The organism is Kitasatospora sp. GAS1066B, assembly GCF_041262605.1.
Classification (GTDB): Bacteria; Actinomycetota; Actinomycetes; order Streptomycetales; family Streptomycetaceae; genus Kitasatospora.
Map to the genome: position 1 here is coordinate 163,652 of NZ_JBGCCO010000005.1, position 16,647 is coordinate 180,298.

The following is a 16,647-nucleotide window of genomic DNA, read 5'->3' on the forward strand; positions in this document are numbered from 1 at the left end:
GGAACGAATCAGGTCAGCTCAGCGTCACGCCCGGGGTGAGGTGGAAGCGCTCCGGGCGGTCGATCGCGCGGCGTTCCTGGGCGGAGAGGCGGTCGCGGCGTTCCAGCCAGCTCAGCAGGCGGTCCTGGATGCCGCGTTCGCGGTTCGCGCCGCGGTCGTCCTCGGTGGTGGCGCTGACCTCGCGGAGCAGGACGCGGCTGGGGGTGCCGGGCTCGGTGCTGGGGAGCACGCTCAGGACGCTGAAGCGGGTGCCGGGTGGGAAGACCACGGCGGGCTCGTCGCCTGGGGCGCCGAAGAGTGCGGTGCGGCGGCCGGTGGTGGACCAGACGGCGAACTCGACGGGTGCGCCCAGCTCGACGTCGTGGGCGGGCAGGGCGGCGACCGGGGCCGGTTCGAGCAGCAGGGAGCCCGGTGTGTACTGCTCGAGCTCGCGTTCGCCGGCGATCGCGCCGAGCAGGACGGCGCCGTGGTGGCTCGGCAGGCGGCGCAGGCCCGAGCCGAGGCAGGTCAGGAAGGCCGAGAGGTGGCTCGGCCGGTCGCCGCGGGCCGCGTCGATGAGCTCGGTGCGGGTGGCCGGGACGCCGGTGTCGGTGTGGTGCAGCAGCACGGCCACCAGGTCGGCCTTGATGTCGGCGACGGTGGTGGAGCGCAGGCCGGGCAGCCGGGTGGCGATCTGGTCGGCCTTGTTCGCCAGCCGGACGAAGGTCGGGCCGAGCAGTGCCTTGAGCTGCTCGCGGTCCTCAGGAGTGCTGGCACCGGCCTGAACTGATGGTCCATCAGAACAGAAGGCGCGCGGCGAGAGCGAGAGCGAGAGGGAGTCGGTGACCGCCTCGGCCGGTTCGGGCTCGATGGCGGGGATGGGGACGGGGTCGGGTTCGCGGGCGCCGATGACGCCAAGCGGCCTCCCCGGCTGCGCCGCGCTCGCCATGGTGGCCAGCTGTGCCGGTGCCGCGATGAGCGCGGGCTCGGTGCTCGCCTGCGCGGGAGCGGGCACGGCCGCCGGGCGCTCGACCCAGTCGAGCTGGTGCACCCGCGCCACGAAGCGTGCGACCGCCCGCAGGTCGGCGCTCAGCGACGCGTCGACCAGCAGGCCAGGGCGCACCGGGCTGCCCGGCGGCAGTCCGTCCAGCAGCTGGCCCAGCCGCTCGAAGACCTCCTGGGCCACCGGCCGGTCGGGCTCGCCGACGACCAGCACGGGCCGGTTCGGGTCGGGCGGCAGCAGGCGGGTCGCCGGGTCGGCCGGGTGGCCGTCCGTGCGGAGCCAGAGCCCGGCGGGGATCGCCTCCAGCAGCCAGCCCGGCAGCGCGGGGACGCCGAAGAGGGCGGGGGCCAACGGCGTCCAGCCGTCCTGGCGGTGGCGCCAGGAGGTGGCCACCACCCGGCCCCGGCTCGGGGAGGCGGTCAGCTCGGTCAGGTAGGGCTCCCAGGTGGCGGAGCCGTCCGGGCCGAGCAGCACGGTCGAGTTGCCGCTGCCGGTGAGCGCGGGGAGGCCGACGGCGGCCCGGACGTCGCGGTCCAGCTCCCAGGCCAGCTCGGTGGCGAGCGCCACCAGCTGCTCGGGGTCGGCCCACGGTGCGCTCAGCAACAGCCCGGCCGAGGCCGGTGCGTGGGTTCGGACGGTGGTCGCCAGGACGCTCGCGGGGACCACCGGGGCGGCCGGGTGGCCGACGACGAGGACGAGGGTGCCGGGGTCGGCGGCGAGGGAGTCGAGGCGCGGGCCGAGGACGGCGTCGTCGTCGAACGCCGCCGACCTGATCCAGTACCCGCACTGGAGCGGCGTCACGGCCGGACCGCCGGGCTGGGGGGAGGGCGCTGCGATAGGAGCTTCGAAGGCCACCGGAGCCACCGGAGCCACCAGCTCCGCCTCGAACACCGGCGCCGGCCAGCTGGCCCCCAGCGGCTCGGCGGGCCCGGTGGCCGTGCACCGCCACCAGGATGCCGCGCCGCCCGGCCCGGCCGGGGTGACCTCCAGCGTGCCGTCCGGCTGGATGGAGACCATGCCGTCCGGCGCGATCACCGTCAGCCCGACCATCCCGGCCACCTGCTCGGCCGGGCGCCGCCCGCTCCCAGCGGCGGCGGCCAGGCCGGAGGCGGCGAGCACGATGGTGCTCGCCCCCCGGGCCCGGGCGGTGCGGGCGAGTTCGGGCAGCTGCTGGCGCAGCACCGGCGCGGCGTTCGCCGTGGCCACCAGCAGGATCAACGCGTCCGGCACGGCGGGCAGCCCGCCCAGCGCGGCCCAGAGGCTGTCGTCCTCGGCTCCCGGCGGTGCGATCACCAGGTGCGGGCCGACCGGCCGCAGCGTCGCGGCGGCGGGCGGGACGGCAGGACCGGGCGCCGCCCCGGTCTGCGGGGTTCCCTGCGGATGCATGGTCGTCGCCTTCATCGTCTGCCGCCTCCGTCGCTGATCGCCGGGTGATGCTCTGTCAGTACCGGCTCCCACCCGGTTCTACGAGCCGGTGGACACCGGGGGTTCAGCCCTGGTCCTCCGGCAGCAGGCCGGTCTGCACCTGGACGGTGCGCCGCCGGGTGATGTAGAAGCCGCGCCCGGGGTGCAGTTGGCGGGGCTTGAAGTTGCCGAACAGGAAGCCCTCGGACGGCGGGCAGGAGAGCAGCACCGCAGGCGAGTTGACCTCCTGGATCTTGCGCAGCAGCGGGTCGCTGAGCCCGCGCGAGGCTCCGTTGGCGCCGCGGGCGACGATCAGGTGCAGGCCGATCTCGGTGCCCTGTGCCAGGTAGTCCAGGACCGGCGCGAACGGATGGGCGCCGCTGCTGGTGCTGACCAGGTCGTAGTCGTCGACCAGGATGAACAGTTCGGGACCCTGCCACCAGTCGCGCAGCTTGAGCTGGGCCGGGCTGATGTCGGCCGAGGGGACGCGGTTCTTCATGGCCTTGGCCGCGCCGTCCACGATCTCCCGGACGCTGTCCACGGAGACCGCGTAGCCCAGGCGGTACGCCTCCGGGATGGTGTCGTACAGCTCGCGTCGGAAGTCGATCAGCATGATCCTGGCCTCGGCCGGGGTGTAGGCCTTCATGATGGACTTCGCCATCAACTTCATCAGGTTGGTCTTGCCGGACTCGGTGTCGCCGACCACGATCAGGTGCGGGTCGGACTCGAAGTCGTGCCACTGCGGCTCGACCTCCTGGTCCTCCAGACCGATCGCGACCTGCAGGCGGCCGCGCGGCGCCGGCAGCTCGGTGGCGTCCAGGCTGATCGGGAGCATCCGGACCTGCGGGGCGCGCGGGCCCTGCCAGTGGTCGGCGATCGCGTCGACCAGGTCGGCGATGCCCTCGCCGAGGTCCTCGGTGCTGCCCGAGCCGTCGGTGCGGGGCAGCGCGATCAGGAAGTGCATCTGATCGTCCGTCAGGCCACGGCCCGGCAGCTTCGGCACCTTCTGGGCCGCGCGCATGTTGATCTGGGAGTCCACCGGGTCACCCAGGCGCAGCTCGTACCGGGTCTGCAACTGGTCGCGCAGCGAGCCGGAGAGCTCGCCCCAGCGGCTGGTGGCGATCATCAGGTGCACGCCGTAGTTGAGCCCGCGCTGCGAGATCAGCGCGAGGACCGCGACCAGGTCGGGGAACTCCTGGCGGACGGTGTTCCAGCCGTCGATCACCAGGAAGACGTCGCCGTTCGGCTCGTCCGGCAGCTTGCCGGCCGCCTTGAGCTTGCGGAACGCGGTGATCGAGTCGATGCCCTGCTCGGCGAAGGAGCGCTCGCGCCGGGTGATGATGCTGTTGACCTCGGCGATGGTGCGCAGCACCCGCTCCGGGTCGTGCCGTCCGGTGACCCCGCCCATGTGCGGCAGGCCGCGCAGGCCGGAGAGCGTGCCACCACCGAAGTCCAGGCAGTAGAACTGCACTTCGGCCGGGGTGTGGGTGAGCGCCAGCGCGGTGATCAGGGTGCGCAGCACGGTGCTCTTGCCGCTCTGCGGGGCGCCGGCGATGCCGACGTGGCCGCCGGCCGCAGACAGGTCGGCGAACATCACGTCGCGCAGCTGGTGGAACGGGCGGTCGATGACGCCGACCGGCACCCGCAGCCGTCCGCGTTCGCTCTGGCTCTCCACGGTCAGGCCGTACTGCGGGTGCGGGGCCAGCGGCGGCAGCAGCTCGTCCAGGGTCGGCGGCACGTCCAGCGGCGGCAGCCAGACCTGGTAGGCGGGCGGACCGGCGTCGTAGAGCTTCTCCGCCGCGATCTCCAGCAGCGAGCGGGTCTCCTCGAAGGCCGGGGTCTCCTCCTCGATCTCGACCTCGACGTGCCGGGGCTCGACGTAGTCGGTGCCGTAGCGGACCACCTGGCCGGCCACCACCGCCTGCCGGGCGGGCCGGCGCTTGAGCTTGTAAGTGCCGGAGACGTAGGCGGCCTTGAAGCGGGTCAGGGTGGAGATGTCGCTGCGCAGGAAGCCGTTGCCGGGCTGCGAGGGCAGCTGGTAGGCGTCCGGGACGCCCAGCACGCCGCGACTCTCCATGGCGGAGAAGGTGCGCAGACCGATCCGGTACGACAGGTGCGACTCCAGCGCGTTCATCCGGCCCTCGTCAAGCCGCTGCGAGGCGAGCAGCAGGTGCACGCCGAGCGACCGGCCGAGGCGGCCGATCATGATGAACAGCTCCATGAAGTCGCGGTGCGCGGCGAGCAGTTCGGAGAACTCGTCGACCACCACGAAGAGGCTGGGCATCGGGTCGAGCGGGGTGCCGTTCAGCCGCGCGGTCTCGTACTCGAGCAGCGAGGAGTAGTTGCCGGCGGAGCGCAGCAGCTCCTGGCGGCGGACCATCTCGCCGTGCAGCGAGTCGCGCATCCGGTCGACCAGGTGGGCCTCGTCGGCCAGGTTGGTGATGACGGCGGAGGTGTGCGGCAGACCGTCCAGGCCCAGGAAGGTGGCACCACCCTTGAAGTCGACCAGGACGAAGTTGAGCAGCTCGGAGGAGTGGGTGACGGCCAGCGCCAGCACCAGCGTGCGCAGCAGCTCGGACTTGCCGGAGCCGGTGGCGCCGATCAGCATGCCGTGTGGGCCCATGCCGCCCTGCGCGGACTCCTTGATGTCCAGGTCGATCGGCTGGCCGTCGGCGCCCAGGCCGATCGGGATCCGCAGCTTGGTCTGCAGGGTCCGCTTGGCCCAGTGCGCGGCCACGTCGTGCTCGTACAGGTCGCTGATGCCGAGCAGTGCGGTGAGGTCGAAGTCGGTCTCCAGCGGCTCGCTGGTGTCGGCCGAGTCACCGATCCGGTAGGGCGCCATCAGCACCGCCAGCCGGGCGGCCTCGGCGATCGACATGCCGTCGGGGCGGCCGAGTTCGGTGTCCGTGTCCTTGCGGTTGCGGTCGGCGGTCACCATCGAGAGCGTCTCGCCCTCGATCTTCAGCCGCAGCGTGTACTTGGCGTGCTTGTACTCCAGCACGCCGGCGAGGTCGATCACGATGGCGTTGCGGTAGCCGGTCAGGGCGGCCCGGCTGGTCGCCGGGACGGGCACGCCGTCCAGCACGATCACGGTGAACGGCTCCTCGCGGTTGGGCACCGCGTCGGCCTCGTACGGCGGACGGGCGCCGAACTCCTCGCCGAGGACCTGTTCCACCTCGATCATCGAGCTGGCCATCAGGCGCACCGCGCCCGCGCCGTCGGTGTCGGTCGGGTGCAGGGCGTGCGGCAGCCACTTGCTCCACTCCCACCGCTCGCGCTGCTCGCCGTCGGCGACCACGGCGATCCGCAGCTCGTCGGGGGTGTGGAAGACGGACAGCTGCGCGATCATGGCGCGGACCATCGCCCGGGCCGCCTCGGTGCCCGCTGCGCTCTCAGCGGCCTCGGCGTTCTCGCTCTGGACCAGGAGGTGGGAGAAACCGCGCAGGTAGATGGCGATCGGCTGGTCGGGGACGGTGCCGTAGGCGTGGATGAAGCGCCGCAGGGCGTGCGCGGTGAGCGGCTCCAGGTCCTCGACCGGCTTGGTGGAGAGCGGCGCCAGCTTGGCCGCGAGCCGCTGCGGGCCGGTGCCGATCCGCACGTCGCTGAAGTCGGGGTGCTGGGTGCGCCGCTCCCAGAGCCGGGTGGTGCGCACCAGGGCCGCCAGTTCGGCTGTGACGGGGTGCCGCCAGGCCTGCGCCTCCTGCTGCTTGGCGATGGTCTTGCGGACCTGCTTGCGCATCTGCGAGAGGTAGCGGAGGTAGTCGCGGCGCTCGGCCTTCAGCTGGCGCTTGCGGTCGCCGGAGCCCCGGACCAGCGAGACCACCAGCATGCCCACGGCGGACAGGCCCATCATGCCCATGCCGAGGTACGACATGGCGCCGCCGCCGCTGCCGCCCGGGCGGATGAACATGAAGAGCATCGAGAGCGAGCCGAGCGCCATCGGCAGCATCTGCATCATGTTGGACATGGCGCTCTGCGCCTCGGGCAGTGGCGGCGGCTCCTGCAGCTGGATCTCCCCGTCCGGCATCTCCGGGCCGGGGCGCCTGGCGGTGCGGTTGACCAGGACAACGCTCAACGAAGGCTCCTCCACTTGACCAAGGCCGTCTCCCCGGTCCACGGCTCGCGTTCGCGGTCCGGTTCATTCGGCCGGGTTGCTCCGATTCGCGCCGAGAGGCCGCTGAACCGCTCGGCTCGCGGCAGCCGTTCAGTGCGGTGGAGCCGTGCTCAGCCGACACGCGCTCCTGGACTTCCCGCACCGGGCGAACGGGTGCGGCCGACAGCCAAGGAGGGTGGGCGAGCGTGAGCATGAGCGGTAGTGCGATCGCGGGTCTGTGCCGCCTCAGATTCCGAGCGCCGGAGACGACCTTCGAGCTCGCGGTGCCCGCGGACGTCCAACTGGCCGACCTGCTCCCCACGGTGCTCGGCTACGCCGGGGCCGACCTGGAGGAGAAGGGCCTGGAGCACGGCGGCTGGGTGCTGCAGAAGCTCGGCGGGGAACCGCTGGACGAGAACCGCACCCTGGACGCCCTCGAGCTGCACGACGGCGACGAGCTCCACCTGCGGCCGCGCCGTCAGGCGTTCCCGCCGGTCCACTTCGACGACCTGGTCGACGGCGTCAGGACCGGCATGCAGGAGCGCGGCGACAACTGGCGGCCCGCGCTGACCCACCACTTCGCCCTCGGGCTCGGCCTGGTGGCGCTGGCCGGTGGCCTGGCCCTGCTGGCCATGCCGGGACCGCAGCAGCTGCGTGAGATCGCGGCCACCGTCGTGGGCATGCTGCTGCTGCTCGGCGCGGTCAGCGCCGCCCGGGCGGTCGGCGACGCGATCGCGGGCACCGCGCTGGGCGCGATGGCCATCCCGTACCTGGCGACGGCCGGTCTGCTGCTCCCGGTCGGCACCGCGGGACCGGCGCTGACCGGTGCCCGGCTGCTGGCGGGCAGCTCGGCGGCGGCCGGCGCGGCCGTGCTGGGGCTGGCGGCGGTGGGCTGCTCGGCGCCGTTCTTCCTCGGGGCCGTGGTGCTCGCGCTGCTCGGCGTGATCTCCGGGGTGCTCGCGCTCTGCGGGCTCTCGGCGCACGACTCGGCGCTGGCGGTCGCGGTGGTCGTGGTGGTGTTCGGCGCGCTGATGCCGTCGATCGCGTTCCGGCTCTCGGGCCTGCGGCTGCCGGCGCTGCCGCGCAACGCCGAGGAACTCCAGGAGGAGATCGAGCCCTTCGAGGCGTCGGGCGTGCTGAGCCGCAGCGTGATCGCGGACAACTACCTGCTGGCCTTCCACCTGGTGGTGGGACTGGCGCTGACCGCCTCGCTGTCGCTGCTGGGCACCGGCACCAGCACGGCGGCCCGCTGCTTCACGGTCGCCCTGAGCGTGCTGTTGCTGCTGCACGCCCGGGCGATCGGGAGCATCTGGCAGCGGCTCACGGTGCTGCTGCCCGGCGCGTACGGCCTGGCGCTGCTGCTCGCCGGGATCGCGCTGCACCAGTCCCCGACCGGTCGGCTCGGGGTGCTCGCCGGACTCGTCTCGATCGCCTCCGTGCTGCTGGTGGCCGCCTGGTCGGTGCCCGGCAAGCGGCTGCTGCCGTACTGGGGACGCGCGGCGGACCTGCTGCACACCCTCTCGGCGGTCTCGCTGGTGCCGCTGGGCATGTGGGCGATCGGCGTGTTCGGCAAGGTCAGGGGCCTGGGCGGCTGAGCTTCGCCGGGGTTGCGGTAGTCGGAACAACGCCACTGGAGGAACAGGATGCAGTCCCGACGCGATCAGGTGCAGGCGCACCTGTTCGTGATGAGCCGGCTTGCCTCGGGCATGCTGCGCGCCGAGCCGGACGCGCCGGACACCCCGCACGGGCGCACCACGCGCGGCGCGGTGATCGGTATCGCCCTCGGCATGGCCGCCTGCGCCGGCGTCGGCGTCTTCGGTCTGATCTCGCCCGGGGTGAGCACCAGCCTCCCCAAGGCGGGCACGCTGGTGATGGTCAAGGAGACCGGAGCGCGCTACCTGTATCTGGGTGGCGCGCTGCACTCCGTCCTCAACGAGACCAGCGCCAAGCTGCTGGCCGGCGACCAGATGACGATGCAACAGGTCGGCCAGGCCTCGCTGGCCGGTGTCACCCGCGCCGCGCCGGTCGGCATCGTCGGCGCGCCCGACGGGCTGCCGCCCGCCGGCCAGCTCGGCGGCGGTGCCTGGCTGGCCTGCGGCGTCACCAAGCCCGGCCAGTCCGGCGGCGCCACGCCCCAACTGGCCCTCGCGGTCGGCGCGCAGGACGAGGGCGACCAGCTGAGCGCCACCCAGGGCGCCTTGGTCGCCACCCCGGACGGTGGCAGCTACCTGCTCTGGGACGGGCAGCGGCTGAAGGTCGACACGGCGAACGGCGCGTTGCAGGCCCTCGGCTACGCCCAGGCCACGCCGACCCCGGTCACCGCGAGCTTCCTCAACGCCCTGCCGGCCGGCTCCGAGCTGACCGCCCCGGTGATCGACGGGCGCGGCACGGCGGGTCCGTCGCTGGCCGGCGCGCCCAGCAAGGTCGGCCAGCTCTTCGCCGGCCCGAGCGGCGAGCACTACGTGCTCACCGGCTCCGGTCTGGTGCCGCTCACCAACACCCTGCTGGCACTGCTGCGCGGCGACCCGCGCACCCAGCACGACGCCTACGGCGGCGGCGCGGTGACGGTGGCGACGATCGGCCCGGAGGATCTGGCCGCGCACACCGCCGCCGGGGTGAAGCCCTCGACGGCGCTGCCGGCCGACCCGCCACAGCTGGTGACACCGGGTCAGGGGCAGGGCGTCTGCGCCGACACGCACCCCGGCGCCGGGTCCCCGGTCACCTCGGTGAGCATCGTGGACGCGGCGGCGGTGGCGGGCCTGATGCCCCCGCCGCAGCCGGGCGTGGTGCCCACCTGCACGCAGGCCGACCTGATCGCGGTCCGGCCGGGCGGCGGAGCGCTGGTCCGGGCGCTGTCGGGTGGCGGCAACGGCACCACCGACTACCTGGTGACCGACGCGGGGGTGAAGTACCCGATCCCGTCCGCCGCCGTGGTCAAGTCGCTGGGCTACGCGGCGGTTTCGCCGACGGCGGTGCCGGACGGGCTGCTGACCTTCCTGCCGACCGGGCCCAGCCTGGATCCGAGCCTGCTGGCCAACGGCGGGGTGGTCAACCCGTCGGCGACGAACGCCCCCTGTGCGGGGTGACGGCGCGGCGGTTCCAGAGCTGAACCGGCCGTCCCCGGCAGCCCGTTCACCCTGGTGAGACGCCGCTGATCCGCGCGTCGAGAGAGATCGGCACACCGAGAGAAGGAGCAACAGTGGCCACATCGTCCAAAGTCGATGCCGACGTCCAGTCGTGCATCAACGGTCTGCAGGAGCAGGTCGCCAGCATGATCACGCACGCCCAGAAGATCGAGCAGGTCACGGTCGACGTCGAGACCTGGTTCAAGTCCCTGGCGGCCCAGTCCTTCGTCGGCACCATGCGGGACTGGAACTCCACCTACGGCAACCTCATGACCGGTTTCCAGAGCTTCCTGGACGCCACCGTCCACGCCCAGACCGTCCTCAACAACGCCGAGGACGAGGCCCACGCGATTGGTGGCAACTGGGGCGGCAACAGCCTGATCACCAAGGCCCTCGGCGGCTGAGCCGACCCACCGCACGTCCACCGGTTCAGCCACCCAACGAAAGGAGCCTCCGATGGACATCTCCATCGAGTACGACGAGATCGCCAACTGCATCACCCAGTTCGCCCAGGCCAGCGCGGCGATGGAGCAGGATCTGGCGAACCTGATCCAGAACCTGACCAACAGCACCGAGTCCTTCCAGGGCCCCTACAAGGACCCGTTCGACACCTTCAGCCAGCTGCTCAACCGGAGCCACGACCAGCTGACGACGGACCTCCAGCAGGGTTCCGTCGCGCTGCAGAACATCTCCGACGCCCTGCACCAGGGCGACAGCAGCGCGGCGTCCATCCTCTCGCAGCACTGAGGCCGGGATGGCTTCCACGACGAACTGGGACAACGGCAGCGCGGGCGTGACCGTTGTCACCGACGCCTGGTTCACCGAGTACATGGTGCCGAACCTCAACAACATGTACGACGACATGAGTGGCAGCACCGGGAACAACGGCACGCATGTCATCGACATGCTGCACGATTTCGCCGGCACGGGCGGAACTACCCCACAGGGCGGTTGAGCATGGCAAACCCCAACAGCACCGGCGGTCCGCCGGCGACCGACGGGCGCACCGCGCAAGCCGGTCGCTACACCCTGCTGATGCCGGGCAATCCCGCCTACTACTCGCGGGCCGGAGACCTCCAGCAGAAGTGGAAGACCTTCTGCGGAAGTCTGCAGACGCAGGTCGTCACGATCCAGGGACAGGTCCAGCGCACCGAGCAGGACCTGAAGAACGCGAGCACCACGCTGCACAACTCCGACACCGACAGCCTCACGTCGGCGGACATCTGGCTGGTCCTCAGCGACGTGGTGCCGCCCGGTGGCGGCAGCAGCAATCTCAACCTCACCCCGCCGCCCGGCTCGTAGCACCGACCGGTACCGGCAGCCGCAACCGCGGCACCCCAGGGGCCCGGCCGAACCTCGGCCGGGCCCCGACCCGCGACCACGAACCGCGACCACGACGGCGTCAGCCCGTCCGCACCCCTGGGAGTCCACGGCAATGGCGGCAATGAACTGGGAGAACGTGGTGGGGACCTTCGCCGACACGAAGCTGGTCCCGACCGTCACCCAACGCGCCGCCGTGGCCTCGGACGGGAGCGCCGGCTCCGGCGGCAGCGGCCAGGATGCGTGGTACACCGACTCGAACCGCTACGTCTGGACCTCGAACGCCGACTACTCGCACTCCTTCGACTACTGCTGGATGATCAGTTTCGACACCGGCGGCGGCTTCTACACGAACACCAGCGTCACCGGCGTGGTGGACAACCAGAGCGGTACCGGCATCGTCTACACCACCTACATCGGCATCAACGCGAACCAGGCCGCGTTCGCCACCGGCAGCCCCTACGACGGCTTCATCACCCAACCGGCCAACACCTGGGAGCAGTTGTGCTATGGAGGAGCCCAGAACAACACCACGAGCAAGTGGAGCTTCGAGGCCGCCTCCACGCTCACCCGGAACCTGGACGCCCAGTTCAGCACGTGGCAGCAGACGCTCAACACCTGGCGCAACACCGTGGGCGACCCGACCAGTGACTTCCAGGGGAGTGCGGCCAACGAGTTCCGGGCCGTCCTGGACGCGCTCGGCGTCGAATTCCACGGCCTGCAGGGCCAGATGAACATGCAGGCCATCGCGCCCGCGCTGGACGCCGCGTTCACCACGCTCGGTGCGACCCACTCGCAGCTGTACTCCATCTACTGGGCCTGGCGCGCCGATCCGTTCTCCAACCCGCTGAACTGCCTGAAGTGGGCGCTCGATCCCGCCGGGGGCATGGCCGGCGCGAGCGGTGTCGCGATCTGCGGTACGGACATGAGCAACTACTCGCCGACCCAGGTCACCATCACCACCCCCTATGGCGTCATCGTCGACAACCCGGACGCCAACGCCCACTACAACAGCGGTCCGTTCGGCTCGTCGAGCCCGGTGCCCGATGGGAACCACGCGGACTTCTGGCTGAAGCTCAAGACGGCGGCCTGGAACAAGTGGCTCACCAGCGTCACGACGTTGCTCGACGGCCCGGCCGGCCAGGCCATGAGCACGCTCGACGGGGTGTACGTCACGCTGTTGGACAAGATCCCCACGATCAGCGCGGTCTCGCTGAACGTCAACGCGTTCGGGAGCCCCAACAGCAGCGCCAACGCCAATAGCAATGCCAATGCCAACAGCAACGCCAGCGCGAACGCCAATGCCAACGCCAGCGCCAATTCGTCGATCAGCGGGCCGGCCGTCGGCCCGCCGGCCGGCAACGGCAACTCCTCGGGCAAGAGCCTGCCGGCGGGTTCCATCCCGAACGGTCTCGGCCCGGGCGGCCTCCCGCCGGTGTCACGTCCGAGCGGCACCAGCAACCCGGCCATGAACCCTGGCGGCCCGAGCCTGCCGGGCTTCGGCCCAGGCTTCGGCCCGGGGCTCGGTGGCGGCAGCGGCCAGGTGCCGGTGCTCGGTGCGAACGGCCTGCCGCTGACGGACCGGAACGGCTTCCCGATCCTGGTCCCGCCGGGTTCCACGATCGGTACGAACGGCGAGCTCCTCGGGCCGAACGGCCTGCCGCTGATGATCAACGGCATGCCCTACTACGCGCCGAGCGGCAGCCAGGTCGGCGCCTCGCCGAACCCCCTCGCGATGCCCGGCTCGAACATGCCGATGAAGGTTCCGCCAGGCTCGACGGTCAACGCCAACGGCACGGTCACCGGTCCGGACGGCAAGCTCGTGACGGACGGCAACGGCAACCAGGTCGTGCTCAGCCAGGGCAACACGATCAGCGCCGACGGCACCGTGCTGGACGGGAACGGCAATCCGGTCTCGCAGTCCACCCAGCTGCTGGCCGACGAGCAGCACACGCTCTCGCTGCTCCCGCCGGGGCCCACCCAGTTCGACCCGAGCGGCCTCAGCATCGGCTCGCACCGGCCGCTGGCCTCCGGCACCAGCGGGCTCGCGGTCAACCCCGACGGTGGGATGCCGGACGCCTCCGGCCTGTCCGGGGTGGCGACCGTCGGCGGGACCAACCCCCAGCTCAGCGTCAACGAGCAGAGCCTTCAGGACAAGGGCCTCGCGCTGAACCCGGAGCAGATCGATCCGATGGAACTGGCGCAGTTGCAAGGCCAGTCGACGCCGACCAGCTCGGCGGGGATGCCGGAGATGCCGCCGATGGGTGGCATGGGCGGCATGGGCGGCATCGGCTCCCAGAGCGGGCAGGAGCGGCAGCGGACCACCTGGCTCTCCGAGGACGAGGAGACCTGGGGCACCGATACCGACGAAGGGGTGCGTGGCGTCATCGGCCGGTAGCGCCGCAGCAGTACCGAACATCAGCACGTCTGGACACACTGGGAGCCAACCGCCATGAACTGGGAAGAAACGCTGCAGACGTTCGACTGGTCCGCCAAGGCGGCGAACATCGTCGACCGTAGTGCCGTCGCCTCGGACGGGACCAACCCGATGGTCAAGAATTCGAGCGGGCAGCTCAACCCCAACAACTCGAACTCCCCGTCCACACAGTGGCTCATCCCCAGCGGCCAGTTCGTCTGGACGACGCAGACCAATCTCTGGAGCACCTTCGACGCCTGCCTCTGGGTCCCCTACCTGGACGGGTTCGGCCAGAACTGGTGGTACACGTTCGTCGGCATCAAGATGAACTACCCCGCCTTCGACACGGGTTCCGCCTTCTCCAACTTCTACCAGCAGCCCGGCCAGGTGCTCACCGACCTGCTCTGGGGTGGGGCCCAGAACGACACCACGAGCGTGTGGAGCTTCGACGCCGCCTCCCAGATGATCGGGAACTTCGACTCCTGGCTGGTCGGCTGGCAGCAGACGATCCAGGGCTGGCGGGACACGGTCGGCGATCCGAGCAGCGACTGGCAGGGTACGGCGGCCAACGAGTTCCGCATGGTGCTGGACGGACTGGCCGGCGAGTTCAGCAGCCTGCACGACCAGTTGAACATGCAGGGCTCGCTCGCCCAGCCGCTGCAGGACGTCCGGTCGCAACTCGGGGCCACCCACCGCGCGCTCTGGGACACCTACAACCAGTGGCTGGCGACCGACCTCGCCTACCCGGCGAACTGCTTCAAGTGGGTGCTCGGTGTCGGTCCCGGACAGCCGATGAACGGGGTCAAGGCGAACATCCAGTACGACTCGTACGGATATCCCCTCCAGGTCAGCATCACCACGCCCTACGGCACCGTCGTGGACAGTCCCAAGCTCTACGACGACGGCACCCCGGTGTACAGCAATGTGACGCAGGACAGCAATCCGAACCAGGCCTTCTGGGACAACGTTCGGAACGCCGCCATGCAGAAGTGGCTCCTCAATCTGCAGACGACGCTGGACGTGGGTGCCGGCAACGCGATGTCCGATTTCGACAAGGTGATCCAGACCTTGATGGACAAGATCCCCACCAACATCACGCCGGCGCCGAAGAACATCCCGCTGCCGCAGAGCCCCTTGAACAGCAACAGCAACAGCAACAGCAACTCGAACCTCAATCCGAACCTCGACAGCAACTCGCTGCCGAACAGCAACAGCGGTCTGCCGGGCGGCGGCTCACCGGGCGGTGGCCTGCCAGGTGGTCCGAACAGCAAGAACAGCAAGAACAGCGGCAGTGGCCTGCCGGGCGGCCTGCCGGGCAGCAACTCCAAGAACTCCGTCCCGAACCTCAACAAGAACAGCAACGGCCTCCCGAACCCGAACTCCACGCACAACCCGAACCTGAACCCCAATCTCAACCCGAACGCCAACCCCAACAGCAACGGTGACGTCCCGCTGCTCGGCCCGAACGGCCAGCCGCTGAAGGACAAGCACGGCAATCCGATCATGGTTCCGCCGGGCTCCACGATCGGCAAGAACGGCGAACTCTACGGGCCGGACGGTCACCCGTACATGATCGGCGGTCACCCGTACTTCCCGCCCAAGGGCAGCAAGGTCGGCACGCAGCAGCAACAGCAGAACCCCAACGCGAACAGCGACGCGCTGAAGGTTCCGGCAGGGTCGAAGATCAACGCGGACGGGATGGTCACCGGTCCGGACGGCAAGCTCCTGACGGACAGCAACGGCAACAAGATCGTGCTCGGCCAGGGCGACACGATCAGCCACGACGGCTCCGTGCTCGACTCCAGCGGCAACCCGGTCTCGCAGTCGAGCCAGCTGCTGGCCGACGAGGAAGCCGCGATGAGCTCCAACCACCCCTCGCAGCAGCAGGGCGGCTGGAACGACTTCAACAACACCCCCTTGCCGCAGAGCGGACCGCCCCAGTTCGACACCTCCAACATCCCCGCCTCCACCCCGCTGCCCACCACGGGTGGTGCGGGCTCCGGCTTCAACCCGCAGCAGGTCCTGAACAACGGCGGCCTGCTGACCCCGGACCAGACGAAGGCCGCCCAGCAGGCGGCGGCGCTGAACCCGGACCAGGTCCCCGGCGGGCAGAACCCGGGCCGGAGCACGTCCTCCGCCGCCTCCTCGCTCGACCCGTCCCAGTCGTCCGGCGGTCCCTCGACGCCGACCCCGACCCAGTCCCAACAACCCCCGATGATGCCGCCGATGGGCGGCATGGGCGGCATGGGCGCGGGCGGTGCCGGCGGCCAGGGGCAGGAGCGGCAGCGCACCACCTGGCTCTCCGAGGACGAGGAGACCTGGGGGACGGAGTCGACCGCGGTGGACGGAGTCATCGGGCGCTGATCCGCCTGCCCGACCCCCTGTGAACCCCACTCTGAACCTCGCCGTGGACCGTGCCCGTAGAGCCGGTTAGAGGCGAGAGGTACCCGCGTCGATGCGCGTCGGGCCCGGCACGTCCGGCCCGGCGCGCATCTCGGTTTTCAGTGAGTTCAGTGAGTTATTCGGAGGTGGGACATGGCGGAGATGGACGACCCGTCCGGCTCGGAGCACGTCCAGGAGGTGATGGCCAGGGTCCAGGAGCACCACGCCAAGCTGCAGGAGATGCGCAAGGAGTACCTGGCGACGACCGCCGAGGTCACCACGAAGGACCGGATGGTCACCGCCAAGGTCGGTGCGCAGGGCCAGGTCGTCTCGCTGACCTTCCACACCACCGCGTACCAGGCGATGGCACCGGCCCAACTCGCCACCGTGCTCACCGACCTCCTCAACGAGGCCCGCGCGAAGGTCGGCGAGAAGCTCACCAAGCCGACCGAACGCCTGGACGGCGTACAGGACTTGCTCCGCCTGTCGGTCCCGGGCGGCGCGGAGCTGCACGCGCTGCTCGAACCGCTGCGGTCGATGCGTCCCGGCTATGCCGAGGCGGAGGCCAAGAAGAACCGGAACAAGAAGCAGGAGGAATTCAATGGTTGAGCTTTTCGTCGGCGAGGAGTCCCCACGGGGTTTCGAACTTCTCCAGAGCGTCTCGGATTCGCTCCTGAAGGTCCAGGGGGACCTCCACACGCTGAACGAGTACAACACCGAATTCGGCGGGGACCGGACGGTCGATTCCGCCGCCGAGGCGTACTTCGAGCAGAGCGATCCCGTGATGAGGGACGCCACGGACACGGTCGGCCGCCTTGGTGAGGTCGTGGACGCGAAGGGTGTGAACGGGCGGACCGCGGTCAACCACATCGGCAATATCGATGAGGCATCGGTTCATCTCGCGGATTTCCACCACTAGTACCGG

The 16,647-nt window shown here is 70.7% G+C and carries 12 protein-coding genes; 10 read left to right on the plus strand and 2 right to left on the minus strand.

Annotation, left to right across the window (positions count from 1 at the left end; all coding sequences use genetic code 11):
- Window positions 1-13: 13 nt before the first annotated feature.
- Together ABH937_RS07305 and eccCa are read right to left on the minus strand one after the other, a co-directional pair.
- Window positions 14-2,383 carry a hypothetical protein gene (locus ABH937_RS07305; RefSeq protein WP_370217603.1) on the minus strand — a complete coding sequence of 790 codons (2,370 nt, stop codon included), beginning with the start codon at window positions 2,381-2,383 and terminating at the stop codon, window positions 14-16.
- Window positions 2,384-2,471: 88 nt separating this feature from the next.
- Window positions 2,472-6,461 carry a type VII secretion protein EccCa gene (gene eccCa / locus ABH937_RS07310; protein WP_370217605.1) on the minus strand — a complete coding sequence of 1,330 codons (3,990 nt, stop codon included), beginning with the start codon at window positions 6,459-6,461 and terminating at the stop codon, window positions 2,472-2,474.
- A 230-nt stretch (window positions 6,462-6,691) separates the two neighbouring features.
- On the opposite strand from eccCa, the gene eccD reads away from it, so the two are divergent.
- The 10 genes from eccD (at window position 6,692) to ABH937_RS07360 (ending at window position 16,641) form a co-directional block, all read left to right on the plus strand.
- Window positions 6,692-8,074 (plus strand): type VII secretion integral membrane protein EccD, encoded by a 1,383-nt coding sequence (gene eccD / locus ABH937_RS07315; RefSeq protein ID WP_370217683.1) that lies wholly within the window; start codon window positions 6,692-6,694, stop codon window positions 8,072-8,074.
- Window positions 8,075-8,122: 48 nt separating this feature from the next.
- Complete coding sequence (gene eccB / locus ABH937_RS07320) at window positions 8,123-9,565, plus strand: type VII secretion protein EccB (RefSeq protein WP_370217606.1); 1,443 nt, start codon at window positions 8,123-8,125, stop codon at window positions 9,563-9,565.
- 113 nt (window positions 9,566-9,678) lie between these two features.
- The gene (locus ABH937_RS07325) at window positions 9,679-10,008 is read left to right on the plus strand and encodes a hypothetical protein (RefSeq protein ID WP_280688274.1); all 330 of its coding nucleotides are present in this window, start codon (window positions 9,679-9,681) and stop codon (window positions 10,006-10,008) included.
- Window positions 10,009-10,060: 52 nt separating this feature from the next.
- Window positions 10,061-10,351: a WXG100 family type VII secretion target gene (locus tag ABH937_RS07330; protein WP_280688272.1), complete on the plus strand. Its 291-nt coding sequence runs from the start codon at window positions 10,061-10,063 to the stop codon at window positions 10,349-10,351.
- Between the two features lie 7 nt (window positions 10,352-10,358).
- A complete protein-coding gene (locus ABH937_RS07335; RefSeq protein WP_280688270.1) occupies window positions 10,359-10,559 on the plus strand; it encodes a hypothetical protein in 201 nt (66 codons plus the stop codon).
- Between the two features lie 2 nt (window positions 10,560-10,561).
- Window positions 10,562-10,906, plus strand: coding sequence for a hypothetical protein (locus ABH937_RS07340; RefSeq protein ID WP_370217608.1), 345 nt, complete (start codon window positions 10,562-10,564; stop codon window positions 10,904-10,906).
- Between the two features lie 133 nt (window positions 10,907-11,039).
- Window positions 11,040-13,322, plus strand: coding sequence for a DUF3659 domain-containing protein (locus ABH937_RS07345; RefSeq protein WP_370217610.1), 2,283 nt, complete (start codon window positions 11,040-11,042; stop codon window positions 13,320-13,322).
- Between the two features lie 54 nt (window positions 13,323-13,376).
- The gene (locus ABH937_RS07350; RefSeq protein WP_370217612.1) at window positions 13,377-15,704 is read left to right on the plus strand and encodes a hypothetical protein; all 2,328 of its coding nucleotides are present in this window, start codon (window positions 13,377-13,379) and stop codon (window positions 15,702-15,704) included.
- Between the two features lie 171 nt (window positions 15,705-15,875).
- Window positions 15,876-16,331, plus strand: coding sequence for a YbaB/EbfC family nucleoid-associated protein (locus ABH937_RS07355; protein WP_370217613.1), 456 nt, complete (start codon window positions 15,876-15,878; stop codon window positions 16,329-16,331).
- Window positions 16,324-16,641, plus strand: coding sequence for a hypothetical protein (locus tag ABH937_RS07360; protein ID WP_280688261.1), 318 nt, complete (start codon window positions 16,324-16,326; stop codon window positions 16,639-16,641). Before ABH937_RS07355 ends, ABH937_RS07360 begins: the two co-directional genes overlap by 8 nt.
- Window positions 16,642-16,647: the final 6 nt, after the last annotated feature.